This is a genomic window from Alcanivorax sp. HI0044 (genome assembly GCF_001634945.1).
On the sequence record NZ_LWEZ01000401.1, the window covers coordinates 1 to 1,113 of the forward strand.

Consider the following 1,113-nt stretch of genomic DNA (forward strand, 5'->3'; position numbering starts at 1 on the left):
GCAGGTTCGAACGGACTTTTATGTCCGTAACCGGGTTACCGTGTTCGGGGGGTCGTGGTGAGATTCTGTCACCGCAAGAAGTGCGGGTCGATGACCATGCAGGCCGCCAGCACTTGCTGAAAACCCGCAATATTCTGGTCGCTACGGGATCACGTCCCTACCACCCGGATGACGTGGACTTCTCTCATCCGCGCATCTACGACTCGGATACTATCCTGACCATGGACCATACGCCGCGGCATATCCTAGTCTATGGTGCCGGGGTCATCGGCTCGGAGTATGCCTGCATCTTCACCGGGCTTGGCATCCGGGTGGACCTGGTGAACTCCCGTGAGCACTTGCTGGATTTTCTGGATACGGAAATTTCCGATGCGCTCAGCTATCACCTGCGTGAGCAAGGCTGCACCATTCGCCAGGGTGAACACTACAAACGGGTGACGGCGGATGACGAGGGCGTAACGCTGGAGCTGGAATCCGGCAAGAAACTGCGCGCGGATGCCTTGTTGTGGTGTAACGGCCGTTCCGGGAACACCCAGAATATTGGCCTGGAAAATGTGGGGGTTGCAGCCAACAGTCGTGGGCAGCTCAAGGTCAATGAGCGCTATCAGACTGAGATGGACACGCTCTATGCCGTGGGTGATGTGGTGGGCTGGCCATCACTGGCCAGCGCCTCCTACGATCAGGGGCGTTTCTGTGCCGCCGCCATTGCTGGTGACGAAGTGCGCCAGGTAACAGACGTGCCCACGGGCATTTATACCATTCCCGGGATCAGTAGCGTTGGGCGGACCGAGCAGGAATTGACCGAAGCCAAAGTGCCGTATGACGTGGGGCAGGCCTTCTTCAAAAACCTGGCCCGGGCGCAAATTACTGGCGAGCGGGTAGGCATGCTGAAAATTCTGTTTCATCGTGAGACGTTGGCGGTGTTGGGTATCCACTGTTTTGGCTATCAAGCCATGGAGATTGTCCACGTGGGTCAGGCCATCATGCGTCAACCCGGTGAAAACAACACGCTGGAGTACTTTATTGATACCACCTTCAACTACCCAACCATGGCCGAAGCTTACCGGGTGGCGGCAATCAACGGGCTGAATCGGATTAAGCGATAGGGTATCG

The 1,113-nt window shown here is 57.0% G+C and carries 1 protein-coding gene; it reads left to right on the forward strand.

Translation table 11 applies throughout. The features are described 5' to 3' along the window. On the forward strand, window positions 1-1,106 hold a 1,106-nt coding region (gene sthA, locus A3730_RS04885), incomplete at its 5' end, for a Si-specific NAD(P)(+) transhydrogenase (protein ID WP_369819040.1). Window positions 1,107-1,113 lie beyond the last annotated feature (7 nt).